This window comes from Amaricoccus solimangrovi (assembly GCF_006385685.1).
GTDB classification, from domain to species: Bacteria; Pseudomonadota; Alphaproteobacteria; order Rhodobacterales; family Rhodobacteraceae; genus Amaricoccus; species Amaricoccus solimangrovi.
On the sequence record NZ_VFRP01000031.1, the window covers coordinates 17,041 to 39,797 of the forward strand.

19 protein-coding genes and 2 pseudogenes are annotated in these 22,757 nt (G+C 71.1%); 14 read left to right on the forward strand and 7 right to left on the reverse strand.

Going from position 1 to position 22,757, the window contains the following annotated elements:
- The first annotated feature begins 20 nt into the window (after positions 1 to 20).
- On the forward strand, positions 21 to 1,040 hold the full coding sequence (locus FJM51_RS20090) for a ribose-phosphate pyrophosphokinase (protein ID WP_140455923.1): 1,020 nt from the start codon (positions 21 to 23) through the stop codon (positions 1,038 to 1,040).
- 103 nt (positions 1,041 to 1,143) lie between these two features.
- Here FJM51_RS20090 and serS read toward each other — a convergent pair whose 3' ends face one another.
- A complete protein-coding gene (gene serS, locus FJM51_RS20095) occupies positions 1,144 to 2,436 on the reverse strand; it encodes a serine--tRNA ligase (protein ID WP_140455939.1) in 1,293 nt (430 codons plus the stop codon).
- Between the two features lie 98 nt (positions 2,437 to 2,534).
- Entirely contained in the window at positions 2,535 to 4,328 is a 1,794-nt protein-coding gene (locus FJM51_RS20100) for an SLC13 family permease (protein WP_140455924.1), read from the reverse strand.
- Positions 4,329 to 4,487: 159 nt separating this feature from the next.
- Here FJM51_RS20100 and FJM51_RS20105 point away from each other — a divergent pair, with 159 nt between their 5' ends.
- Positions 4,488 to 5,441, forward strand: a complete 954-nt coding sequence (locus tag FJM51_RS20105) for a ligand-gated ion channel (protein ID WP_140455925.1) — start codon at positions 4,488 to 4,490, stop codon at positions 5,439 to 5,441.
- A gap of 58 nt (positions 5,442 to 5,499) precedes the next feature.
- Here FJM51_RS20105 and lon read toward each other — a convergent pair whose 3' ends face one another.
- Entirely contained in the window at positions 5,500 to 7,911 is a 2,412-nt protein-coding gene (gene lon / locus FJM51_RS20110; protein ID WP_140455926.1) for an endopeptidase La, read from the reverse strand.
- Positions 7,912 to 8,246: 335 nt separating this feature from the next.
- On the opposite strand from lon, the gene FJM51_RS20115 reads away from it, so the two are divergent.
- A complete protein-coding gene (locus FJM51_RS20115) occupies positions 8,247 to 8,534 on the forward strand; it encodes a hypothetical protein (protein WP_140455927.1) in 288 nt (95 codons plus the stop codon).
- Between the two features lie 35 nt (positions 8,535 to 8,569).
- Here the strand turns inward: FJM51_RS20115 and tgt are convergent, their stop codons facing one another.
- Positions 8,570 to 9,697, reverse strand: a complete 1,128-nt coding sequence (gene tgt, locus FJM51_RS20120; protein ID WP_140455928.1) for a tRNA guanosine(34) transglycosylase Tgt — start codon at positions 9,695 to 9,697, stop codon at positions 8,570 to 8,572.
- Between the two features lie 123 nt (positions 9,698 to 9,820).
- Here tgt and FJM51_RS20125 point away from each other — a divergent pair, with 123 nt between their 5' ends.
- From FJM51_RS20125 to tpiA, 6 genes are all read left to right on the forward strand, one after another.
- Positions 9,821 to 10,186 carry an SUF system Fe-S cluster assembly protein gene (locus tag FJM51_RS20125; protein WP_140455929.1) on the forward strand — a complete coding sequence of 122 codons (366 nt, stop codon included), beginning with the start codon at positions 9,821 to 9,823 and terminating at the stop codon, positions 10,184 to 10,186.
- Positions 10,187 to 10,246: 60 nt separating this feature from the next.
- Positions 10,247 to 10,951, forward strand: a complete 705-nt coding sequence (locus FJM51_RS20130; protein ID WP_140455930.1) for a helix-turn-helix transcriptional regulator — start codon at positions 10,247 to 10,249, stop codon at positions 10,949 to 10,951.
- Between the two features lie 102 nt (positions 10,952 to 11,053).
- The gene (locus tag FJM51_RS20135) at positions 11,054 to 11,818 is read left to right on the forward strand and encodes a DUF3307 domain-containing protein (protein ID WP_140455931.1); all 765 of its coding nucleotides are present in this window, start codon (positions 11,054 to 11,056) and stop codon (positions 11,816 to 11,818) included.
- A gap of 269 nt (positions 11,819 to 12,087) precedes the next feature.
- Positions 12,088 to 12,438 (forward strand): HesB/IscA family protein, encoded by a 351-nt coding sequence (locus FJM51_RS20140; RefSeq protein WP_140455932.1) that lies wholly within the window; start codon positions 12,088 to 12,090, stop codon positions 12,436 to 12,438.
- Position 12,439: 1 nt separating this feature from the next.
- Positions 12,440 to 12,802: a TfoX/Sxy family protein gene (locus tag FJM51_RS20145; protein ID WP_140455933.1), complete on the forward strand. Its 363-nt coding sequence runs from the start codon at positions 12,440 to 12,442 to the stop codon at positions 12,800 to 12,802.
- Positions 12,803 to 12,852: 50 nt separating this feature from the next.
- Complete coding sequence (gene tpiA, locus FJM51_RS20150; protein ID WP_140455934.1) at positions 12,853 to 13,587, forward strand: triose-phosphate isomerase; 735 nt, start codon at positions 12,853 to 12,855, stop codon at positions 13,585 to 13,587.
- 41 nt (positions 13,588 to 13,628) lie between these two features.
- Here the strand turns inward: tpiA and FJM51_RS20155 are convergent, their stop codons facing one another.
- Positions 13,629 to 14,816 carry a DUF6456 domain-containing protein gene (locus FJM51_RS20155; RefSeq protein ID WP_233713199.1) on the reverse strand — a complete coding sequence of 396 codons (1,188 nt, stop codon included), beginning with the start codon at positions 14,814 to 14,816 and terminating at the stop codon, positions 13,629 to 13,631.
- A gap of 196 nt (positions 14,817 to 15,012) precedes the next feature.
- On the opposite strand from FJM51_RS20155, the gene FJM51_RS20160 reads away from it, so the two are divergent.
- From FJM51_RS20160 to FJM51_RS20180, 5 genes are all read left to right on the forward strand, one after another.
- Positions 15,013 to 15,291 (forward strand): DUF6477 family protein, encoded by a 279-nt coding sequence (locus tag FJM51_RS20160; RefSeq protein ID WP_140455935.1) that lies wholly within the window; start codon positions 15,013 to 15,015, stop codon positions 15,289 to 15,291.
- 88 nt (positions 15,292 to 15,379) lie between these two features.
- Positions 15,380 to 16,177: a hypothetical protein gene (locus FJM51_RS25380; RefSeq protein ID WP_140455936.1), complete on the forward strand. Its 798-nt coding sequence runs from the start codon at positions 15,380 to 15,382 to the stop codon at positions 16,175 to 16,177.
- A 13-nt stretch (positions 16,178 to 16,190) separates the two neighbouring features.
- Positions 16,191 to 17,621, forward strand: coding sequence for a DUF6504 family protein (locus FJM51_RS20170; protein ID WP_368733485.1), 1,431 nt, complete (start codon positions 16,191 to 16,193; stop codon positions 17,619 to 17,621).
- A complete protein-coding gene (locus FJM51_RS20175; RefSeq protein ID WP_140455937.1) occupies positions 17,618 to 21,034 on the forward strand; it encodes an error-prone DNA polymerase in 3,417 nt (1,138 codons plus the stop codon). Before FJM51_RS20170 ends, FJM51_RS20175 begins: the two co-directional genes overlap by 4 nt.
- Positions 21,035 to 21,565: 531 nt before the next feature.
- Complete coding sequence (locus FJM51_RS20180) at positions 21,566 to 21,748, forward strand: hypothetical protein (RefSeq protein WP_140455938.1); 183 nt, start codon at positions 21,566 to 21,568, stop codon at positions 21,746 to 21,748.
- A gap of 391 nt (positions 21,749 to 22,139) precedes the next feature.
- Here the strand turns inward: FJM51_RS20180 and FJM51_RS20185 are convergent.
- Both FJM51_RS20185 and FJM51_RS24835 read right to left on the reverse strand, forming a co-directional pair.
- A pseudogene (locus tag FJM51_RS20185) lies at positions 22,140 to 22,412 on the reverse strand (transposase); the annotation flags it as partial.
- 185 nt (positions 22,413 to 22,597) lie between these two features.
- Positions 22,598 to 22,757 (reverse strand): annotated as a pseudogene (locus tag FJM51_RS24835) (ATP-binding protein); the annotation flags it as partial.

A 22,757-nucleotide genomic window follows, 5' to 3' on the forward strand; every position in this document is an offset into this window, starting at 1 on the left:
CGCTTGCGAAAGGCCAGAAGATGAATGCGCTGTTCAAGCCGAAGCTTATCGCGGGAAATTCCAACAAGCCGCTCGCCGCGGCGATCGCGCGGCGGATCTCGATCCACCGGGGCGAGCCGGTCGAACTCGTCGACATCCGCGTCGAGCGGTTCAACGATCAGGAAATCTTCGTCGAGGTCTACGAGAACGTCCGCGGCGAGGACATGTTCATCATCCAGTCGACGTCGAATCCGGCGAATGACAACCTGATGGAGCTGATGATCATGTGCGACGCGCTGCGCCGGTCCTCGGCGGCGCGGATCACCGCCGTGATGCCCTATTTCGGCTATGCCCGCCAGGACCGCCGCTCCAAGGCGCGCACGCCGATCTCGGCGAAGCTGGTCGCGAACCTGCTGACCGTCGCCGGGATCGAGCGGGTGCTGACGATGGACCTGCACGCGGCGCAGATCCAGGGCTTCTTCGACGTGCCGGTGGACAACCTCTACGCCGCGCCGGTCTTCGCGCTCGACATCGCCCACCACTTCCCCGACCTCGGCGCCGTCACGGTGGTCTCGCCGGATGTCGGCGGCGTGGCGCGCGCGCGCGAGCTTGCCGAGCGCATCGACGCCGATCTCGCCATCGTCGACAAGCGCCGCGCGGCGCCGGGCGAGATCGCCTCGATGACGGTGATCGGCGACGTGCGCGACCGGGTCTGCGTGATCGTCGACGACATCTGCGACACCGCCGGAACGCTGGTGAAGGCCGCCGACCTGCTGCTCGGCCACGGCGCGCGCGAGGTGCACGCCTACATCACCCACGGCGTGCTTTCCGGCCCCGCGATCGAGCGCGTGACCGGCTCGCAGCTGAAGAGCCTCGTGGTCACCGATTCGATCGAACCCTCGGCCGCGACGCGGGCGGCGCCCAACATCCGGGTGGTTCCGATCGCGCCGCTCTTCGGTCAGGCGATCCTGAACATCTCGAACGGCACCAGCGTCTCCTCGCTCTTCAACAGCGGCACGCTCGGCCCGATATACGAGGCCTTCTACCCCGCCGCCGCCTGACGGATATGCATTTGCATATCGACCGTAGGGCGGACCTCGGTCCGCCTTTCGCGTCGAATATGCATTTGCATATTGGCGGGGGGAAGGCGGACCGAGGTCCGCCCTACGCGAGGGTTCCCTCGGCGGTGAGGCGGCGGGCGCCGCGGAGATAGGGGGCGAGCACCTCGGGCAGGTCGACCGAGCCGTCGGCGCGCTGGCCGTTCTCCAGCACCGCGATCAGGCAGCGCCCGACCGCGAGGCCGGAGCCATTGAGCGTATGGACGAATTCGGGCTTCGCCCCCTCGCCCCGGCGGAAGCGCGCGTTCATCCGGCGGGCCTGGAAGTCGCCGCAGACCGAGACCGAGGAAATCTCGCGATAGGTGTCCTGGCCGGGCAGCCAGACCTCGAGATCATGCGTGCGCGTCGCGCCGAAGCCCATGTCGCCGGTGCAGAGCACGATGGTGCGATAGGCGAGCCCCAGCGCCTCGAGGATCCCCTCGGCGCAGCGGGTCATGCGGGCGTGTTCGGCCTCGCTCTCCTCGGGCCGGGTGATCGAGACCATCTCGACCTTCTCGAACTGGTGCTGGCGCAGCATGCCGGCGGTGTCCTTGCCCGCCGAGCCCGCCTCGGAGCGGAAGCACTGGGTATGGGCGACGTAGCGCCGCGGCAGGGTCGCGTCGTCGACGATCTCGCCCGAGACGATGTTCGTGAGCGTCACCTCGGCGGTCGGCACCAGCCACCAGCCCTCGCGGGTCTGGTAGCTGTCCTCGGAGAATTTCGGGAGTTGCCCGGTGCCGAGCATCGCCTCGTCCTTCACCAGAACCGGGGTCCAGGTCTCGGTCAGGCCGTTTTCGGTGATATGCGTGTCGAGCATGAACTGCGCCAGCGCGCGCTGGATCCGGGCGACGGCGCCCGAGAGCACGACGAAGCGGCTGCCGGAGAGTTTCGCGGCGGTGGCGAAATCCATTCCCGACCGGACGCCGGCGAGCTCGAAATGCTCGACGGGCGCGAAATCGAAGGCGGGCGGCGTGCCGTGGCGGCGGATCTCGACATTCTCCGTCTCGTCCGCGCCCACCGGCACGTCCGGGCGGGGCGTGTTCGGCAGTTCCATCAGCATCGCCTGGAGCCGGCGGTCGGCCTCGTCCGCCTCGGCCTTCAGCGCCTCGATCTCGTCCTTCTTCGCGGCGACGAGCGCGCGCAGCCGCCCGAATTCCGCCTCGTCGCCCCGCGCCTTCGCGGCGCCCACCTGCTTGCTCGCCGCGTTGCGCTCGGCGAGCGCGGTCTCGGCGGCGGTGATCCGCGCCCGGCGCGTCTCGTCGAGCGACAGGATCTCCGCCGAGGCCGGGGAAAGGCCGCGGTCCGCCAGCCCCTTGTCGAAGGCCTCGGGCGCCTCGCGGATGAAGCGGATGTCGTGCATCGTCGGATATCCCATCTCGTCCTCGCCCGCGAACCGCCGCGAGCCGCCTTCCAAGAGCCAAAGCCCCCCGCGAAGTCAACCCCCGCGCGGGGAACCGCTCAGCCCAGCGGAAAGAAGAAAGGGATCGTCGCGACCACCGCGGCGCCGACGATGAGGTTCATCGGCACGCCGACCTTCAGGAAATCGGTGAAGCGGTAGTCGCCCGCGCCATAGACGAGCGTGTTGGTCTGGTAGCCGATCGGCGTCGCGAAACTCGCGCTCGCGCCGAACATGACGGCCACGACGAAGGCGCGCGGATCGACGCCGAGCCCGTTCGCGAGCCCGATCACGATCGGGGTCAGCACCACCGCGACGGCGTTGTTGGTCACGATCTCGGTCAGGAGCGAGGCGAGCAGGTAGACGAAGATCAGCAGCACCCAGGGCGGCCGCCCGGCGAGCCAGGGCGTGACCCGGTCGAGGATGAGATCGACCGCCCCCGTCGCCTCCAGCCCCGCGCCGATCATCAGCATCGAGACGATCAGGATCAGGATCGAGGCGTCGATCGAGCCCCAGGCCTCGTCGTTGTCGATGCAGCGCAGGATCAGCAGCGCCGCCACCGCGATCATCGACAGGATCTCGATATCGGCGACGCCGAGGGCGGAGAGGCCGACCACGGCGGCGAGCGCCAGCATCACCCAGGGCGCCTGCCGCCGGCGGAAGGCGCGCGCGCTCGGCTGGGTGATCGAGACGAGCTCGCCCGACTGCGCCAGCGCCTGGAACCCGTCGGCCGTGCCCTCGAGCAGCAGCTTGTCGGCCGGACGCAGCCGGACGGAATTGAGGTCGGTGCCCGCGACATGGCCGTGGCGGTGCACGCCGAGCACGCGGGTGCCGTGGCGCCAGATCATCGGCAGGCTCGCGATCCGGTCGCCGATCCGGTTGCGGCCGGGGGTCACGATCGCCTCCGCGATCGTGCGTTCGGCCTCGCCCGTCGGCGCGGCGCGGTTCATGCCGAGGCGCAGCCCCTGGGTGCCGAGCAGCGTCAGGATCTCGGCCAGCGTCGCGACGATCACCAGCGTGTCGCCCCGGCGCAGCACGCGCTCCGCGACGCCGCCGCGCGTGACCTGGCCGCCCCGACGCAACCCGGTGACGCGCAGGCCCTCGGGACGGAATTCGGCGACCTCGCCGACCTTGCGCCCGATCAGCGGGGAATCGGCGGTGACGATGACCTCGGAGAGATATTCCTGGTCGCCGCCGTCGCCGCCGCCGGGCCCGGCCGTCCCGCCCCGGTTCGGCAGCAGCAGCCAGCCGAGCGCGGCCATCACCCCCAGCCCGACCAGCCCCGCCACCGCGCCGACCGGGGCGATCTCGAAGATGCCGAAGGGTTCGAGCCCGTTCGCGCGCGCGACGCCGTCGATCAGCAGGTTTGTCGAGGTGCCGATCAGCGTCAGCGTGCCGCCGAGGATCGCGGCGTAGGAGAGCGGGATCAGCACCCGCGTCGGCGCGAAGCCGAGCGCGGAGGCGAGGCGGATCGCCACCGGGATCAGCACCAGCACGACGGGGGTGTTGTTGACGAAGGCCGAGGCGGCGACGGCGGCGCCGAGAAATCCCGCGACGGCGAGCCCGGGGCGGCGGCTGCCATGGGCGACGATGAAGCTTGCCATCGCGTCGAGCAGCCCGGTCCGCACCAGCGCGCCCGAGATCACGAACATCGCCCCGATGGTGATCGGCGCGGGATTGGAGAAGGCGGCGCCGATCGCCTCCGCCGGCGTCAGCCCGAGGATCAGGAAGAGCGCGGCGGCGCCCGCCGCCGTCACGTCGGGCGGGTATTTCTCCGCCACGAAGGCCGCGAACAGCCCCGCGAGGAGCAGGAGCGCGGCATGGGCCTCGTAGCCCGCCGGGATCACAGGGATCATCGCGCCGCCCTCTTCCTCGACCCGGCCATCCGGCGCTCTCCCGCCCCGTCGAGCGCCAACGCGCCGGCGCGGGGGCCGTTCCCGTCGAATTTTTCTTGCGGCGCCTTATGCTTGATAGAATGATGCGCTGTCAAACCGACGCCCTCCGGAAGCCGTTCCTTGCGACATTCGCGCATCCCGGTCCCGACGCTTCTCCTCGTCCTGCTCTGGGCGCTCGCCGCGCCGGCGGGCCGCGCGGAGGCGCGCGAGGTACGGGTGGGCGCCTTCGTCGAATCGGTCTCGGCGGTCGATCCGGCGGACGGGAGTTTCGGCGTCTCCGCCTATCTGTGGTTCATCGATCCCGAGGGTCGGTTCGATCCCCGGAGCGACCTCTATCTGCTCGCCCGGTCCTCCACGATCAGCGGCTATTACGAGGAGCGCGGCGCCGACGGCCGGGCCTATGTCTCGGTGGAGGTGAGCGCGGTGGTGGATCAGGAATACGACCTGACCGACTTCCCCTTCGACGAGCAGCTTCTGACGCTGCGCATCGAGGCCGGGGATCCCGCCGACACCATCCGCTTCGTGCCCGACGACACGGCGCCGGGCATCGCGGATCACGTCCGGCTGGCGGACTGGCGCGTGGGCGGGGCGCGGCTCACGGCGGCTGATCACCGCTACGATGTGCGCTACGGGCTCGAGGACACGGGGCCGCGGGTCTATTCGCAGCTCGAACTCTCCGTCGAGGTGGCGCGGGTGCAGACGCGCGTGGTCGTCGACGACTTCCTCGGCTTCATCTTCTCCTTCATCATCACCGGCCTCATCTATTTCGTGCCCTCCTCCGAACTGGGGACGCGGATCGGCATGACGACCGGCTCGCTCTTCGCGGCGCTGCTGAACCTCAACCGGCTGCTCGACGCGGCCGGGTTCAAGTCGGAATTCGGGCTGGTCGAACAGCTCGGCTTCCTGATCTTCGGCGCGATCCTCTGCTCGCTCGCGATCTCGATCGCGATGAAACGGGCTTCGGTGAAATGGGGGGTGGCGCGGGCGGACAGGATCGACGCGATCCTGGGCGGAACGGTGATGCTCGGCTTCCTCGTCGCGATCATCCTGGTGCTGCGGGCCGGGATGCGCTGAGACGAGAAAAGCCCCGGCGCGGGCCGGGGCTTTCCTGTCGGTTCGGTGCGCGGGCGGCTCAGTGCGCCGGGGACGCGGTCGGGTTGCCCGAGGCCGCGGCCGCGGCCTGGGCCGCCTTGGCGGCCTCGGCCTCCTCGTCCCATTCGATCGCCTCGGGCATCCGGGTCAGCGCGACCTTGAGGACATCCATCACGTTCGAGACCGGGATGAGTTCGAGCCCGTTCTTCACATTGTCCGGGATCTCCCTGAGATCCTTGACGTTGTCGACCGGGATCATCACCGTGGTGATCCCGCCCCTGAGCGCCGCGAGGAGCTTCTCCTTCAGCCCGCCGATCGGCAGCACGTTGCCCCGGAGCGTGACCTCGCCCGTCATCGCGACGTCGCGGCGGACCGGGATGCCGGTCAGGACCGAGACGATGGAAGTGACCATCGCGATGCCCGCGGAAGGCCCGTCCTTCGGCGTCGCGCCCTCGGGGACGTGGACGTGGATGTCCACGCTCTCGAAGAGCGTCGGCTTCACGCCGAGCGTCGGCGCCTTGGAGCGCACGAAGGACGAGGCGGCGTCGATCGACTCCTTCATCACGTCGCCGAGCTTGCCGGTCGTCTTCATCCGCCCCTTGCCGGGCAGTCTGAGCGCCTCGATCTGCAGGAGATCGCCGCCGACCTCGGTCCAGGCGAGGCCCGTGACGACGCCGACCTGGTCGGTCAGCTCCGCGAGGCCGTACTTGAACCGGCGCACACCGAGGAATTCCTCGAGGTTCTCCGGGGTCACGGTGACCTTCTTCGTCTTGCCCTTCACGATCTCGGTCACCGCCTTGCGGCAGAGCTTCGCGATCTCGCGCTCGAGGTTCCGCACGCCGGCCTCGCGCGTGTAGTAGCGCACGATGTCGCGCAGACCCTCGTCTGTGAGCTCGAACTCGCCCGGCTTCAGGCCGTGGCCCTTCTCCTGCTTCGCGACCAGGTGCATCCGGGCGATGCCGGCCTTCTCGTCCTCGGTGTAGCCCGAGAGCGGGATGATCTCCATCCGGTCAAGGAGCGGACGCGGCATGTTGTACGAGTTCGACGTGGTGATGAACATCACGTTCGACAGGTCGTACTCCACCTCGAGATAGTGGTCCGAGAAGGTTGCGTTCTGCTCCGGGTCGAGCACTTCGAGCATCGCCGAGGCCGGGTCGCCGCGGAAGTCCTGGCCCATCTTGTCGATCTCGTCGAGCAGGATGAGCGGGTTCGTGGTCTTGGCCTTCTTCATCGACTGGATGATCTTGCCAGGCATCGAGCCGATGTAGGTGCGCCGGTGGCCGCGGATCTCCGCCTCGTCCCGGACGCCGCCGAGCGAGATGCGGATGAACTCGCGCCCCGTCGCCTTCGCGACCGACTTGCCAAGCGAGGTCTTGCCGACGCCCGGAGGGCCGACGAGGCAGAGGATCGGGCCCTTGAGCTTGTCGCTGCGCGACTGGACCGCGAGGAACTCGACGATGCGCTCCTTGACCTTCTCGAGCCCGTAGTGATCGGCGTCGAGCACCTTCTGCGCGAGGCCGAGATCCTTCTTGATCCGGCTCTTCTTGCCCCAGGGGATCGACAGCATCCAGTCGAGGTAGTTGCGCACCACGGTGGCCTCGGCCGACATCGGCGACATGGAGCGGAGCTTCTTCAGCTCGCCCAGCGCCTTCTCGCGCGCCTCCTTCGAGAACTTGGTCGCGTTGATGCGCGCCTCGAACTCGGCCGCGTCGTCCTGGCCCTCGCCCTCGCCGCCCAGCTCGCGCTGGATCGCCTTCATCTGCTCGTTCAGATAGTATTCGCGCTGGGTGCGCTCCATCTGCGTCTTGACGCGGCTCTTGATCTTCTTCTCGACCTTCAGGACCGACATCTCGCCCTGCATCAGGCCGTAGATCCGCTCCAGCCGCTCGCCGACGTCCGGCTCCTCGAGCAGCTTCTGCTTCTCCTCGAGCTTGGCGCCGAGATGGCCCGCGATCGTGTCGGCGAGCTTGGCGGCGGGCATGCTTTCGCTGACCGCGGAGACCGCCTCCTCGGGGATGTTGCGGTTGAGCTTCGCGTAACGCTCGAATTCCTCGGCCACGGCGTGGCTGAGCGCCTTGATCGCGGCCTCGTCCTTCTCGGTCTCCTCGACCTTCTCGGCGCGCGCCTCGAAATAGGCGTCGTTCTCGACGAATTCGCCGATCCGCACCCGCGCCTTGCCCTCGACGAGCACCTTCACCGTCCCGTCGGGCAGCTTCAGGAGCTGCAGCACATTGGCGATGACGCCGGTGCGATAGATGCCGTCCGCCTTCGGTTCGTCCTCGGCGGCGTCGATCTGGCTCGCAAGCAGGATCTGCTTGTCGTCCCGCATCACCGCCTCCAGCGCGCGGACGGATTTCTCGCGGCCCACGAACAGCGGCACGATCATGTGCGGGAAGACCACGATATCGCGCAGCGGAAGGACGGGATAGGACGAACTGCTCAATTCTGTCATGGGTATGTCCTTATCTGGCGAAACGCCCGGTCCCGGCCTCTCCGGCGACCAGGGCGAACCCGAGGTGGGAGATGGCTCCCGTCGGTCGAGGTTTCAAGGGGCCATCTTGCGCCGCGCCGGAGCCGGGTGCAAGCCGACCTCGATCAAGGTCGGATCCCGGCGGGGCGCCGGACCGAGGCCGCCGCCCCCGCGCCAGCCGATTCCGCTTGGCGCGACTCCGGCGGCGGGAGTATCCTTCGCGCGCCCGGATTCATTTTCATTGACCTGCGTCTTGTCGCTCCAGCCGCCGGCCGGGCCCGACGGGAGCGATGCGCCGAATTCACTGGAAAACCAACATGCTCCGCTTCGATTTCGCGGCCGCTTCGGCCTGCGCCCTCGTCATGCTCGCCGCCCCGGCCCTGGCCGGCGGCTCCGGCCCGCGCGGCGGGCATCTCCTCGGGCCCGACGTGGCCGCGGCGATGATCCCGATCGCGGGCGCGAGGCCCGCCCGGGGCGGCCATCTGCTCGGCCCCGACGTCGCCGCCGCCCAGGTGCCGATCGCGACACCCGCGCTCGGCGCCGGCCCGACGGCCGACTGCCCGGCGGGCGGGACGGGCTGCGCCGAGCTCGTCTCCGGCGAATGACGGCCGCGCGCGGGACGACGCGCCTCCCGCGCGCCTTAGAGCGGGGGCAGGTCGCCCGCCGCGCGCTCCGCGGCGAAACCGGCCGCGAAGGCGGCGAGCCGGCCTTCCGCGATCGCGCCGCGCAGCCCCGCCATCAGCTCCTGGTAGTAATGCAGGTTGTGCCAGGTCAGCAGCATCGAGGCGATGATCTCGCCCGACTTGAACACGTGGTGCAGATAGGCGCGCGAATAGCTCCGGCAGGCCGGGCAGCCGCAGGTCTCGTCGAGCGGGCGCGGATCGTCGGCGTGGCGCGCGTTCTTGATGTTGACGACGCCCCGCCGCGTGAAGACCTGCCCCGTCCGGCCGGAGCGCGAGGGCAGCACGCAGTCGAACATGTCGACCCCGCGCATCACCGCGCCGACGATGTCGTCGGGCTTGCCGACGCCCATCAGGTAGCGCGGCCGGTCCTCGGGGAGGAAGCCGGGAGCGTAGTCGAGCACGCCGAACATCGCCTCCTGCCCCTCGCCCACCGCGAGGCCGCCGATCGCGTAGCCGTCGAAGCCGATGGCGGTGAGCGCCTCCGCGCTTTCCTCGCGCAACTCGCGCGTCACGCCACCCTGCTGGATGCCGAAGAGCGCGTGGCCCGGCCGGTCGCCAAAGGCGTCGCGCGAGCGGGCGGCCCAACGCATCGAGAGGCGCATGGACTTCGCGACCGTCTCCTCGGTCGCGGGCAGCGCCGGGCATTCGTCGAAGGCCATCACGATGTCCGAGCCGAGCAGGCGCTGGATCTCCATCGAGGTCTCGGGGCTGAGGAAGTGCCGCGCGCCGTCGACATGGCTGCGGAAGGTCACGCCCTCCTCGGTGAGCTTGCGAAGATCGGCGAGGCTCATCACCTGGAAGCCGCCGGAATCGGTCAGGATCGGCCGGTCCCAGTTCATGAAGGCGTGCAGCCCGCCGAGCCGGGCGACGCGCTCGGCGCCCGGGCGCAGCATCAGGTGATAGGTATTGCCGAGCAGGATGTCGGCCCCGGTGGCGCGCACGCTCTCGGGCAGCATCGCCTTGACCGTGGCGGCGGTGCCGACCGGCATGAAGGCGGGGGTGCGGATCTCGCCGCGCGGCGTCCGGAGCGCGCCGGTCCGGGCGCGGCCGTCGCGGGCGGCGATGTGAAACTCGATTCGGTCCATGCCGATCCCATAGACCCAAGCGCGGCGCGCCACAAACCGCCCGCGCGGGAGCGTGCCTTTACGCGCCGGGGCCGAAACCCTATACTCGTTGTCGGGAATTATGAGCGAAGCGTGGGAAGACAGATGAACGACGAGTCGGACATTCCGGCCGAGGGCACGCCCCTCATCAAGCCGTCGACGGTCGATCATCCCCTCTACGACCAGATCGTGGAGGCGTGCCGGACCGTCTACGACCCCGAGATCCCGGTCAACATCTACGATCTCGGCCTCGTCTACACGATCGAGATCTCCGAGGAGGGCGACGTCGCGATCGCGATGAGCCTGACGGCGCCCGGCTGTCCGGTCGCGGGCGAGATGCCGGGCTGGGTCGCGGAGGCGATCGAGCCGATCCCCGGCGTGCGGCAGGTGAATGTCGAGGTGGTCTGGGAACCGCAGTGGGGCATGGACATGATGTCCGACGAGGCGCGGCTAGAACTCGGCTTCATGTGAGCCTTGCCGCCCGCGCCCGCGGCCGCCATGGTCGGCGGCGTCACGGGCGAGAGTTTCCGAATGCCGCAATCCCAGTCGCAGCGCCGGCGCGACTACGCCGAGATCGTCGTCTTCACCGGCGATCTGGTCGCCTCCTCCAAACTGTCCCCGGATCAGCTCGGCCAGGCCATGGCAACGCTGGAGGAGGCCTACGGGGATGTGTCCCGCGCCTGGGCCGCGCGTCCGGGCGGCGCCGGGAATTCGGCGGAAGCGCCGGATTACGGCTTCTCCGCCTTTCGCGGCGACAGCTGGCAGTGCCTCGGCCCCGACCCCGCCTTCGCGCTCCGCTGGGCGCTGATTCTGCGGGCACGGCTTGGCGCGCTCGGCCGGGCCTTCGACACGCGCATTTCCGTCGGCATAGGGTCGGGATGGCTGTCCGAGCAGGATGGGCGGGCGATCGCCTCCGGCCCGGCCTTCGAACTCTCGGGACGCGGGCTCGATTCGATCGGGCAGAACCGGCGGCTCGCCATCGCCTGGGAGAAACCGCCGCGCGAGGCGCCGCTGATCCGCGCCGTCTTCGCCCTCGCCGACGAGATCTCGCGCAACTGGACGCCCGGTCAGGCGAGAGTGTTCGCGCGCCTGCTCGTCGGGATGCCGCGGCCGAGCCAGGAGACGCTGGCCGGCGCGCTCGACATCACGCAGCAGACGGTGGCCACCCATCTCGCCGGCGGCGGCGACTGGGCGCTGCGGGAGGCGCTCGAGGCGCTCGAGCGGGAGGGGCAATGAGCGCGCGAAACAGCCTTATGGGGCTGTATTCCGGATTACAGATGAAAACGCCTGTATTCTCCGATACAGACCTTTCCTTCGGCGCGACGGCGGGGGGCGGAGATGCTTGAAACCGCCACCGCGCTGCTGCTCGGCCATCTGCTCGGCGACTTCATCCTCCAGACGCGCCGCATGGTGGCGGGGAAGGCCCGCCTCCCGATGCTGCTCGGCCATGTCGGACTCGTTTTGCTCGTGACCTGGGCGGCGCTTGGCTTCGCGCCGATGCCGGGGCCAATACTTCTTATCGGAATCAGCCATTTCGCGAGCGATCTTGCGAAGCAGCGTTATGTCGCGACATGCCGCGCCCGTGACCGGCGGGCCGGTTTCGGCGCCTTCGCCACCGACCAGGCGGCGCATCTCGCGGCGGTCTGGCTCGCCGCGAGCCTCTGGCCCGGCGCCTGGGCGGCCGGGCTCTGGGCACGGCCCTGGCTCCTCGGGCTTCTGCCGGGCCTCGACCGGCTGCCCGAGGGAATGGCGCTCGCCGGCGGGCTCATCGCGACCGTCTGGGCCGGCGGCTACGCGGTGCGCGAACTGATGGCCGGGCTGAAGCTGCCGGCCGACCCGGAGAGTGATACGAGCCTGCCGCTCGGCGGGCAGATCATCGGGCGGCTGGAGCGGCTGATGATCCTGATGCTCCTGCTCGCGAACCAGCCCGACGGGATCGGCCTGCTGATCGCCGCGAAGTCGATCCTGCGCTTCTCGGAGGTGAGCGAGGGGGACCGGCGCGCCTCGGAATACGTGATCATCGGCACGCTGGCGAGTTTCGCCTGGGCGATCTCGACCGCCTATGCGACGAACGCGCTGCTCACGGCGTTGCGGGGCGCCTGACGCCGCGTGGTAAACCGGTTAACGGCGAAGCCCCCCAGGGATAGGGCTAGCATCGGCTCCGGCGGGTCGGAAGGTCCGCGTTTTCCGGCGGGTTAACGCCGGAGCGCGGGTCCGGGGGGCCGGCGGCGGGCCGAAGCCGGGGGGCGCCCCGGAGCGCGAAACCTCGCGCGTGATCCGGGCGCCGGCCTTCGCCCGAGCGATGCCCTTGAGACGCGGCCCGCCCCGCCCTATTTTAGGGGCGACACTCTCCGAAGGACGGATTTCGCGACATGTTCGGCATTCCCGGCAAAGCGCCGATCAGCATGACCCCCCGCGCCGAAGCGCAGATCGCAAGGCTGATGGCAAAGGGCGGCTCGAAGGGCCTCAGGATCGGCGTCCGGAAGGGCGGCTGCGCCGGCATGGAATACACGATGGACTATGTCGACGAGATCAACCCGCATGACGAGGTGGTCGAGCAGAACGGCGCCCGCGTGATGATCGCGCCGATGGCGCAGATGTTCCTGTTCGGCACCGAGATCGACTACGCGACCGACCTGCTGGAATCGGGGTTCAAGTTCAAGAATCCCAACGTGGTCGACGCCTGCGGCTGCGGCGAGTCGATCAAGTTCGCCAGCCAGTGAGATGGCGGTCTCTCCGGAGACCCGCGCCTTCGTCCTCGAACTCTTCGACGGCCTGCCCGAGGTGAGCGCCCGCCCGATGATGGGCGGGCTCGCCGTCTATTCGCGCGGGCAGGTGTTCTGCCTCGTCGCGCTGGGCGAGCGGGTGTTCCTCAAGGCCAGCGGCGCGCTCGCCGAGGCGCTGGCGGCGGAGGGTTCGGAGCGCTTCGCCTACACGCGCCGGAACGGGCGGGTGGACCGGATGAACTACTGGACCCTGCCCGACGCCGCGCTCGACGATCCGGACCTCGCCCGCGCCTGGGGGCGCCGCGCGCTCGAAGCCGTCGCGGCGGAGCCGGAGCCGCGCCGGTCCCGAGCCTTTCCCTGAACCGGCGCCTCTGCTAGCAGGGGGCGGTTTTCCTCGGGAGGTTCAAGATCATGGCACCGCGCAAACTCATCGCCGGAAACTGGAAGATGCACGGCCGGGCATCCTCGCTCGCGGTGCTCGAAACCCTGGTGGACAAGCATCTCGATCCGGCCTGCGACGTGCTCGTCTGCCCGCCCGCCACGCTCATCGCCCGGCTCGCCGGGCGGGGCGTCGACATCGGCGGGCAGGATTGCCACTGGGAGGAGCTTGGCGCGCATACCGGCGACATCGCGGCCGAGATGCTGGCGGACGCGGGGGCGAAGGCGGTGATTCTCGGCCATTCGGAGCGGCGCGCCGATCACGGCGAGACCGACGCGATGGTCGCGCGCAAGACCTTGGCCGCCTGGCGCGCCGGGCTCGTCGCGGTGGTCTGCGTCGGCGAGACCGAGGCCGAGCGCGACGCGGGCCAGACCCTCGCCTCGATCGCGGCGCAGCTCGCCGGCTCGATCCCGGAAGAGGCGACGGCGGAGAACCTCGTGATCGCCTACGAGCCGGTCTGGGCGATCGGCACCGGCCGCACTCCGACCCTCGCGCAGATCGGCGAGGTGCATGACTTCATCCGCGAAAGCCTCGAGACCCGCTTCGGCAACGGCGCGGCCCGGGGAATCCGGCTGCTCTACGGCGGCTCGGTGAAGCCCGGCAACGCGGCGGAGATCTTCGGCGTCGACAATGTCGACGGCGCGCTGGTCGGCGGCGCCTCGCTGAAGGCCGAGGATTTCGGCGCGATCATCGCGGCCGCGGTGTAGGGCGCGCGAGGGGGCGGACCGCGCGCCGCCCCCCGACCCCCTCAGCCCGCCGCGCGCTGGCCGCGCGGCGAAAGGCCGTAATGGGCGGCGAGGCGTTCGAGCGCGATCTTGAGCACGACCTTGCCCGAACGCGCCGACCATCCGAGCCTTTTCTCCGCCGTTTCAATCCCTTCCAGGAAGCAGCAGATCCGGAACACGATATCGGAGAGGCCCGGGCCGAGGGCCTCCATCGCCTTCGCGACCCGCGTCCGCGCGTCGGGCGAACCCTCGGCGTCGCGCGGACCGGGCGCGCCCCGGCTCGCCCCGGCGGTCAGGAAGCGCTCCCAGTTCTGCGTGACCCGCGGCCCCAGCCCCGCGAGTTCGAAATCCTCGCGCAGCCGCTCGCCGGCCTCGATCAGTTCGGGGGTGAGATAGGCGATCCCGTCCTTGTCGCGCTTGCGGCCGAGCACGAGCAGCGGGCTCTCGGCGAGATTGAAGCGCAGCCGCCGCTCGCCCGATCCGTCCTCGGCCATCACCGCGCGCTCGGCGAAGAGGCGATGCTGGCCCTGGAAGGCCGATTGCGCCTCCGCGAAGCCGCCCCGCCGCTCGCGATCCTCGAGCAGGAGCCGCTTCAGCGCGGCGCGGCCGACGGAAGTGATCGCATAGCAGGAAACCTTGCCCGGCTTCTCGCAGGCGATCCATTCCCTGAGCGCGAAGGCATGGGCGACCTCGCGCTCCACCACGGCGATCCGGTTCTGCCTGCCCGGGACCACCTCGCGCAGCACCACCGCCTTCTCCATGTTCGGCGCGACGGCGAGAAAGGCGCCCTTCTCGCAGAGCCGGCGCAGGATCCGCCGCGCCTCCTGGGCGATCTTCTCCTCCGGCGCGCCCGGGGTCCGGGCAAGGTCGATGGCCGCGTCGCGCATGGATGTCGTCTCCTCTGAAGCCGTGGTCGCGGGGGTATCGGGGCGGGTGAAGAACCGGCCGGCGCGCTCGAGCGCCTCGTCGACGAGCGGATCCTCGCGCCGGGCCTCGACCCGGCGGACCTGCCGCATCACCGTCGAGGCGTGGCAGCCCCTGGCCCGTGCCAGCGCCCGGAGCGACTGTCCCGCCGCGACATGCGAGAGATAGGTCGCGGCCTCCGCGGGAAGCCATTCGGGAAGCCCTTCGCGGAGCCGGCCGGGCGGATGGGCGGGAAGCGGCGAGAGGTGATCCCGGTCAGGATCGGAAGGGGTGCATATCCGCGTCAAGGGGCGCCATCCGATACAATTTTCATATAACTCTCCTTAAAGTTGATTTGTGAATCGATTGTAAACCGCGGAAATATCATGGCTTTCCTGATTTGGATTAACAGGAGCAGCGCGCTCCGCTCGCGATGGTGGCGCAACGCCCGCGCCACTCGCCCCATGATCGCGCATCGGAAACACGAACGACCCGAGGCCCCGCATGACCGATTTCGCCCCGCTTCTCGCCGCGCTCCGCCGCCCCCGGATCCTGCTCGCCGCCGCCCGCGCCGGGCTCGCGGAGGAGAGCCGGCTCCGGCGGTCGCGGCCCTCCGGTCCGGGCGGTTCGCAGATCAGGCTCGGGGCGCTGATCGCCGAGGAAAGCGCGCTCGAGGCGTATCGGGCGGCGGGGCTGGCGACCTACAGTTCCCGGCGCCACATCGCCGTGCTGACCGCGCTTCTCGCCGAGGCGCGGCTGAGCGCGGACCCCGCCCTCTCCTGATTTCCCGCCGGGACGCGGCCCGCCCCGCGGGCCGCCTCTTGACTTCCGTCCCGTCCGGGCGTTTTCTGGAACAAAACAGGAACATGGGATGAGTGATGGAGCCGACCCCCTCGCCGCGGCGCGGCGCGCCGTCTGGATCGACACGGAGGCGGAGCAACGCGTGCCGCTCGGCGCGCCGCTGCTCGATGGCGCGCTCGGCGGCGGGCTGGCGCGCGGGCGGCTGCACGAGATCTTCGCCTGCGAGGCCGCCGACGCCACCGCCGCGAGCGGCTTCGCCGCGATGCTGGCGACGCGGCTTCCCGGCGCGATCCTCTGGCTGCGGCGGGCGGGGGCGCGGGGGGTGCCCTATCCCCCCGGCCTCGCCGCGCTCGGTCTCGACCCCGCCCGGCTGATCCTCGCGACGCTGCCCGATCCGACCGCGCTGCTGCGCGCGGCGGCGGATGCCGCGCGCTGCCCCGGCGTCGGCGTGGTGGTCGCGGTGGCGCGGGGCGAATCGCGCGCGCTCGACCTCGCGGCGAGCCGCCGGCTCGCCCTCGCGGCGGAGCGGAGCGGGGCGACGGTGCTGCTCGTCCGGATCGAGGCGCGGGAATGCCCGAGCGCGGCGCGGACCCGCTGGCGCGTCGCCGCCGCGCCCTCCCTTCCGCTCGCCGGAAGGGCGCCCGGCGCGCCGGCCCTGAGGCTCGAATTGCCGCGCCGCCGCGGCGGCCCGCCGGCGGGGCCCTGGCTGATGGAGTGGGATCGTGCGGAAAGATGCCTGCGCCCCTTCGGAGAAACCCGCGGCGACACCTTCGCGGACGGGGTGCTCCCGGACGGGGCGGCGCTACCTGGCGCTGTTCCCGCCGCTTCTCTCCGCGGACCGGATCCGGGCGAGCGCCGGATCGCCTGAGACGCCCTTCGCGCTGGTCGAGATCCGGCGGGGCGCGGCGCGTCTCGCCGCCTGCGACGCGCGCGCGCGCGATCTCGGCCTCGCGCCGGGGATGACGCTCTCCGACGCCCGCGCCCGGGTGCCGGAGCTCGCGGCGCCGCCCCACGACCCGGCGGCGGATCTGCGCTGGCTCGGCGCGCTCGCCGATTTCTGCGGCCGCTACACGCCGATGGTCGCGCTCGATCCGGAGGGAGCGCTGCTGCTCGACATCACCGGCTGCGCGCATCTTCTGGGCGGCGAGCGGGCGCTGGCGCGGGACGCGGTGGCGCGGCTCGCCGGGCTCGGCCTCGGGGTTCGCCCCGGCCTCGCCGGCACGCCCGAGGCGGCGCGCGCGCTCGCCCGCTTCGGCCATGGCGGCGCGCGCGGCGAGGCGGAGGCGATCGCCCGCCTGCCCGTCGCCGCGCTCGGCCTCGGGCCCGAGGCGGAGACCGCGCTGATCCGCGCGGGGCTGCGGAGCATCGGCGATCTCGCCGCCCGGCCGACCGCGCCGGTCACCGCGCGGTTCGGCGCCGAGGCCACCGCCCGGCTCGACCGGCTGCTCGGACGGGAGGAATCGCGCATCACCCCCCGCCGCCCGCCGCCGCCGCTCTCCTTCGTCCGGAGCTTCGCCGAGCCGATCGGCCGCGTCGCCGACGCGCTCGCCGCCCTCTCCGGCCTCGCGGGCGAGGCGGAGCGCGCGCTCGAAACCCGCGGCCTCGGCGGGCGGCGCTTCGAGGCGCGGTTCTACCGGGGCGACGGCCGGATCCGCCGCGTCGCGGTCGCGACGGGCTTGCCGACGCGCGATCCGGAACTGGTCTCGCGGCTGATCGCGGCGCGGATCGAGGCGCTCGCCGATCCGCTCGACCCGGGCTTCGGCTTCGACGCGCTCCGGCTCGACGTGGCGGCCACCGATCCGCTCCTGCCCGAGCAGATCGCCGCGGGCCCACCCGAGCCCGGCTCGCGCGAGCGCGCCGTGGCCGAGCTCGTCGGCCAGCTCAGCGCCCGGTTCGGCGCCGCGCGGGTGCGCCGCTTCCTGCCGCGCGACAGCCATGTGCCCGAACGCGCGGCGCTGAGCCTGCCCGCGCTCGAGGCGGAGGCCGCCGCGCCGCCATGGCCCGCGCCCGCCGAGCCCGGCCCGCCGGCGCGGCCCTTCGCGCTCCTCGCCCGGCCCGAGCCGGTCGCGGTGGTGACCGAACCGCCCGACGGCGCGCCCGCGCGCTTCCTCTGGCGCGGCGCCACGCATGATCTCGCGCGCCGCGAGGGACCGGAGCGGATCGCCGCCGAATGGTGGGCCGCGCCCGGCGACCTGGCCGAGACGCGCGACTACTACCGGGTGGAGGACAGCCGCGGCCGGCGCTTCTGGCTCTACCGCCTGGCCGCGGCCGACCGGGCGCCCCGCTGGTTCCTGCACGGGTTCTTCGCATGAGCGGTTTCGCCGAACTCGTCGCCGCCACCAGCTATTCCTTCCTGCGCGGCGGCTCGCATCCCGCCGAGATGGTCGCCGAGGCGGTGAGGCTCGGCCTCGCCGGGATCGGAATCGCCGACCGCAACACGGTCGCGGGCGTGGTGCGCGCCCATGTCGCGCTCCGCGACGCGCCGGAACGCATCCCCGCCGCGCGCGCGGAGGAGAGGCGCGCCCGGGGCGAACCGCCCGGCCTCGCCCCGGAGAAGGAGGAGCCCCCCGCCATCCCGCTCCGGCTCGTGGTCGGCGCGCGGCTGGTCTTCTGCGACGGGACGCCCGACATCGTCGCCTATCCCGCCACGCGCCGCGGCTGGGGCCGGCTCACGCGGCTGCTCACCCGGGGCAACATGCGCGCCGTCAAGGGCTCCTGCCGGCTCTTCTTCGACGACCTCCTCTCCCATCTCGACGACCTGCTGCTGATCGTCCTGCCCGCGAGCACCGCCGGGACGGAGGCCGCCCATCCCGCCCCGCCCGAGTACGACGCGGGCGAGCCGTCCCCCGCCGCGCCGCATCTGATCCCGGTTCCGGTCGGGCCGCCGCCCGGCCTGCCCCGGCTGCTCTCGCGGCTCGCGGAGGCGGCGCCCGGCCGGGTCTGGCTCGGCGCGACCATGCCGCTCGGGGGCGACGACCGCCGGCGGCTCGACGCGCTCGCCCGGATCGCCGCCGGGGCGAACGTACCCCTCATCGCGACCAACGACGCGCTCTATGCCGAGCCCGCGCACCGGCCGCTCGCGGATGTGCTGGCCTGCCTGCGCGAGGGCGTCGCACTTTCCGCCGCCGGGCGGCGGCTCGCCCCGAACGCGGAGCGGCATCTGAAATCCCCGCTCGAAATGGCGCGGCTGTTCCGCTCCCATCCCGAGGCGGTGGCCGAGACGCCACGCTTCCTCGCCCGGATCGGCTTCTCGCTCGACCAGCTCCGCTACGAATATCCCGACGAGCCGGTGCCCGCGGGCTGGGAGGCGCAGGACTGGCTCGAGCATCTGGTGACGGACGCGGCGGGCAGGCGCTACGGCGAGCCCCTGCCGGAGAAGGTCCGGCGGCTGATCGCGGAGGAATTCGCCCTGATCCGCGACCAGCGCTACGCGCATTACTTCCTGACCGTCTACGACCTCGTGCGCTTCGCCCGCGGGCGCGGGATCCTCTGCCAGGGCCGGGGATCGGCGGCGAATTCGATCGTCTGCTTCCTGCTCGGCGTCACCTCGGTCGATCCGCGCGAGCACGACCTGCTCTTCTCCCGCTTCGTCTCCGAGGAACGCCGCGAGCCGCCCGACATCGACGTCGATTTCGAGCACGAGCGGCGCGAGGAGGTGATCCAGTACATCTACCGCCGCTATGGCCGCCACCGCGCCGGCCTCGCCGCGACCGTGATCCATTACCGCTCCCGCAGCGCGATCCGCGAGACCTGCAAGGCGCTCGGCCTCGGCGCGGACATGGCGACGCGGATGACCGCGACCGTCTGGGGCTCCCCGGGCGGCAGCCATCCGGGCAGCGCGCCGAAGCGCAAGAACCCGGGCGGGATCGAGCAGAGGATCACCGAAGCGGGCTTCGCGCTCGACAATCCCGAGATCGCCCGGCTGCGCACCCTGCTCTCCCGCCTGCTCGGCACGCCCTTCCCGCGCCATCTCTCCCAGCATGTCGGCGGCTTCGTCCTGACGCGGGGGCGGCTCGACGAGATGGTGCCGGTCCACAACGCCGCGATGAAGGACCGGAGCTTCATCGAATGGGACAAGGACGACATCGCGGCGCTCGGCCTGATGAAGGTCGACGTGCTGGCGCTCGGCATGCTCACCTGCGTCCGCAAGGCCTTCGACCTGATCCGCGACCAGGGGCTCGGCGACCACACGCTCGAGGTCGATCTCAGGTCCGACGATCCGGCGGTCTATGCGATGCTCCGGAAGGGCGACAGCATCGGCGTCTTCCAGGTCGAAAGCCGGGCGCAGATCAACATGCTGCCCCGGCTCCGGCCGGAGAACCTCTACGATCTCACCGTGCAGGTGGCGATCGTGCGCCCCGGCCCGATCGAGGGCGAGATGGTCCACCCCTACCTGCGCCGCCGCGCCGGGATCGATCCGGTGGAATTCCCCTCGCCCGCCCCGCCGCATCCGCCGAACGAGCTGCGCGAGCTGCTCGGCAAGACCTTCGGCGTGCCGCTCTTCCAGGAACAGGCGATGAAGCTCGCGATCGTCGCGGCGGGCTTCACCCCCTCGGAGGCGAACCGGCTCCGCCGCGCGATGGCGACCTTCAGGAACCTCGGCAACATCGAGGAATTCCGCGACAAGATGATCGCGGGCATGGTGGCGCGCGGCTATCAGCCCGATTTCGCCGAGCGCTGCTTCCGCCAGATCGAGGGGTTCGGCAGCTACGGCTTTCCCGAGAGCCACGCGCTCTCCTTCGCGCGGCTCGTCTATGTCTCGGCCTGGATCAAGTGCCACCACCCCGGCCTCTTCGCCTGCGCGCTGCTCAATTCCCAGCCGATGGGCTTCTACGCCCCGGCGCAGATCGTGAGGGACGCGCGCGAGCATGGCGTCGAGGTGCGCCCGATCGACGTGAACGCGAGCTTCTGGGACAACGCGCCGGAACCGGGCGACCGGCCGGAGAACCCGGCGATCCGGCTCGGCTTCCGCCAGATCGACGGCTTCCGCGAGGACTGGGCCGGGCGGCTCGTCGCGGCGCGGGGGGCGGGACCGTTCGTCGATCCCGAGGCGCTGTCGCTGCGCGCGGGCCTCCCCGCCCGGGTCCCGCGGCTGCTCGCCGACGCCGACGCGTTCGGCTCGATGGGCCTCTCCCGCCGCGAAGGCCTCTGGGCGGCGCGGCGCGCGCCGGAGAGCGACCTGCCGCTCTTCGCCGCGGCCCGCGCCCGCGCGCTCGGGGAGGAACCGGCGTTCCCGCTGCCGCCGATGCCGGAGGCGGAGGAGGTCGCCACCGACTACCAGACCACGCGGCTCTCGCTCCGCGCCCATCCGATGGCCTTCCTGCGCGACATCTTCCGCGCCGAGGGCGTGCTCGACGCCGCCGGCGTGGCCGCCGCCCGCGACGGCGCGCGGATCCGCGCGGCCGGGATCGTGCTGGTGCGCCAGCGGCCGGGCAAGGGCAATGCGATCTTCGTCACGATCGAGGACGAGACCGGCATCGTGAACGTGCTGATCTGGGCGCGGATCTTCGAGACCATGCGCCGCCCGGTGATGGCGTCGCGGCTGATGCTGGTCGAGGGCCGGGTCCAGCGCGGCCCCGAAGGCGTGACGCATCTGATGGGAACCCGCGTCGAGGACCGTTCCGCCCTGCTCTCCCGGCTGACGGATCTGGCAGAGGCGCCGCCGCCGCGCGCGGGTCATCCGCGAAGTCACCGGACCTTTCCGAAATCCCGTGATTTCCACTGAACTTCGGATGTCGCGATGCGCGCACTCCGATTACTTTCCGCCAAAGAAAAAGTCAGGCGTGTCCGTTGACACGCCTGACAAGGTGGGCACCAGGAAAGACGGACGTCAGCCGCCCAGGAGAACGGGGGCGAACCCCGGTCCAGGAACAATCGGTACGAGATACGGTGGAAATCGCGGAAAAGGGCGTGACCGAAGCGGGGACATCCCGCCGTCGGCGCGGCCTCGTCGACGCTCTCCCCGGCGCCGTCACGAGCCCCGTTTGCCCGGATTACAGAACTCCTTCGAACTGTCGTCTTGCCTTCCTGTAACGACCATGTATTGGACTTCGCCCCGCCGCAATCTCCCGTTCCCCGGGTCCGCGCGGATGGAGCCCGACTGTGACATCCTTGCAACCCGCCGCCAACGGGCGCGCGCGCCCCCGCCGCGCCGCCTCCCGGCGGACACCATTTCGTCACCCGGGCGCGAGCGGCGAAGCCGGCGCGCGGGCGAACGAATATGCTACGATCGCGTTGACGTAGCGGAGATACAGGCATGATCGGGGCTGATTCCGTGGACCAACCGACTCCTCCCGCCGGGCGCACGGACGGGCTTCCGACCCGACGGCCGATCGACGGCTACCGGGTGATCCGGCTCGTGCTTCTGCTCGCCTCCGCCGCCATCTCCCTCTCGACCCTGGTCTGGCTCGGCCTCGCGCTGAAACGGATGCTGGATTGACCCGGAGCCGAGGGGCGGAACCGCGCGCATCCGCGCGGGATCTCCCGGGTCAGCCGCGCAATTCGCCGATCCACCCGCGCCAAATCCTTGAGGAGCTACGCCAGCACTCGCCACGCCGCCGGGAGATCATCGCTGTCCTCGGCCAGCACCCGCGGCGGATCGCGGCGTCGCGAAGGTCCGGAAAGCCGACACGACGCGGACCGCATGAACCATCGCGCGGCGCGTCATCCCCCCGGGGAACCAGACAGGTATCGCGGAGGAGGACGAGCAAGGGACCCCCCGCGCGGGTCCCGGAACCAGCGCGCCGGGTCCGCTTGCCGACCCGTCGGCGACACCGAAGCCTCGAGCGCGTCGGCCGGGTTTCCGCCCAAGAGCCGGACTCGGAATCCACTCAACGATAACAGAACCTTGCGAGGCGTCTGGTTGTGATGCGGATGTGGGCGACGTTGATCCATGCCTCCGCCGAGGCGACGGATTCCTCCCGGTCCTTTGCCAGACGCCGGCAGCGCCCGAGCCAGGCGAAGGGGCGTTCGCCCCCCCATCGGCGCGGCAGGACTTCGAAGCCTTTCGCAGTGTCGGAGCGCTTGACGATCTGGAGCGTTCCGTCGCCGCTCCTGTCGAGTGCGCCGCGCAGTTTCGGCCCGGCATATCCTCCGTCCGCGAAGTGTAGGGCGTCAACCTTCGTGTCCGGTCACCGACAAGCAAGTTGGCCGGTGCTGAGCGCGGCGGGTGGCTACGAGGCGGTGCTTTCCTCCCTGCTGTCGGCGCCGACCTGGTTGTTGTCGCCGAGGTTGTCGGTGGTGGTTGTCGTCGCACCGTCGACCATCGCGGCGCCGCGGTTGATCGCGGGCGACGGCGGTAGCTGTCGATGTTCATCTCCAGGATGGTCGCGTGATGGACGAGCCTGTCGATGGCGGCGACGGTGACGGCCTGATCGGGGAAAATGCTGTCCCATGCGCTGAAGGGCTGGTTGGCGGCGATGGCGAGGCTCCTGGTCTCGTAGCGCCGG

Excerpts from the sequence above, each read along its gene's own strand:
- FJM51_RS20090 (WP_140455923.1), top strand. The coding sequence starts at position 21 with ATGAATGCGCTGTTCAAGCCGAAGCTTATCGCGGGAAATTCCAACAAG.
- serS (WP_140455939.1), bottom strand. The coding sequence starts at position 2,436 with ATGCACGACATCCGCTTCATCCGCGAGGCGCCCGAGGCCTTCGACAAG.
- FJM51_RS20100 (WP_140455924.1), bottom strand. The coding sequence starts at position 4,328 with ATGATCCCTGTGATCCCGGCGGGCTACGAGGCCCATGCCGCGCTCCTG.
- lon (WP_140455926.1), bottom strand. The coding sequence starts at position 7,911 with ATGACAGAATTGAGCAGTTCGTCCTATCCCGTCCTTCCGCTGCGCGAT.
- FJM51_RS20115 (WP_140455927.1), top strand. The coding sequence starts at position 8,247 with ATGCTCCGCTTCGATTTCGCGGCCGCTTCGGCCTGCGCCCTCGTCATG.
- tgt (WP_140455928.1), bottom strand. The coding sequence starts at position 9,697 with ATGGACCGAATCGAGTTTCACATCGCCGCCCGCGACGGCCGCGCCCGG.
- FJM51_RS20125 (WP_140455929.1), top strand. The coding sequence starts at position 9,821 with ATGAACGACGAGTCGGACATTCCGGCCGAGGGCACGCCCCTCATCAAG.
- FJM51_RS20130 (WP_140455930.1), top strand. The coding sequence starts at position 10,247 with ATGCCGCAATCCCAGTCGCAGCGCCGGCGCGACTACGCCGAGATCGTC.
- FJM51_RS20135 (WP_140455931.1), top strand. The coding sequence starts at position 11,054 with ATGCTTGAAACCGCCACCGCGCTGCTGCTCGGCCATCTGCTCGGCGAC.
- FJM51_RS20140 (WP_140455932.1), top strand. The coding sequence starts at position 12,088 with ATGTTCGGCATTCCCGGCAAAGCGCCGATCAGCATGACCCCCCGCGCC.
- FJM51_RS20145 (WP_140455933.1), top strand. The coding sequence starts at position 12,440 with ATGGCGGTCTCTCCGGAGACCCGCGCCTTCGTCCTCGAACTCTTCGAC.
- tpiA (WP_140455934.1), top strand. The coding sequence starts at position 12,853 with ATGGCACCGCGCAAACTCATCGCCGGAAACTGGAAGATGCACGGCCGG.
- FJM51_RS20160 (WP_140455935.1), top strand. The coding sequence starts at position 15,013 with ATGACCGATTTCGCCCCGCTTCTCGCCGCGCTCCGCCGCCCCCGGATC.
- FJM51_RS25380 (WP_140455936.1), top strand. The coding sequence starts at position 15,380 with ATGAGTGATGGAGCCGACCCCCTCGCCGCGGCGCGGCGCGCCGTCTGG.
- FJM51_RS20175 (WP_140455937.1), top strand. The coding sequence starts at position 17,618 with ATGAGCGGTTTCGCCGAACTCGTCGCCGCCACCAGCTATTCCTTCCTG.
- FJM51_RS20180 (WP_140455938.1), top strand. The coding sequence starts at position 21,566 with ATGATCGGGGCTGATTCCGTGGACCAACCGACTCCTCCCGCCGGGCGC.